This is a genomic window from Phormidium sp. CCY1219, from assembly GCF_055795085.1.
Window position 1 is genome coordinate 1 of sequence record NZ_JAYFEQ010000725.1, and the last position, 441, is coordinate 441.

The 441-nt window shown below is 47.6% G+C and carries 1 protein-coding gene; it reads left to right on the forward strand.

Features of this window, described 5'->3' with window-relative positions:
* Positions 1-337, forward strand: a 337-nt coding sequence (locus AC0QH1_RS22005) for a hypothetical protein (RefSeq protein WP_324633483.1), incomplete at its 5' end; no start/stop codon positions are given.
* Positions 338-441 lie beyond the last annotated feature (104 nt).

A 441-nucleotide genomic window follows, 5' to 3' on the forward strand; every position in this document is an offset into this window, starting at 1 on the left:
GGCGGCTGATTTGCGGGAAAAAAAGATTCAAGCTGCGATCGATTTGCAGATGGCGATCGCCAAACTCGCGGCGGCTAAAGGAGACTACCAGCAAAGATTGTACGAACACTCGATACAACAGCAACGATTCCAGGAATCGAAGCAGCGGCAACAATATCAGCTTGGGCTTTTGCTTAGGCAAGCAGCCGAAGTTGAAGATAAGCTGGATCGCCTTGCGGTGGTGCGATCGCCTGTGGCAGGAAAAATACGACGGGTCAAGGTAGCTAGTCAAAGCGATCGGACAATATCAATTGAAGTAACAATCGATCCTGATGATGAAAATACAGAAGGCAATTAATTGGCTCACGCCATTATTTGGAGTAGCTGCGATCGCTTATTCTGCATGGAACCGAGTTGGTTTAGAGCGTGCAAATTCTGTTGTTATGGTGCAGCAACCAAAAG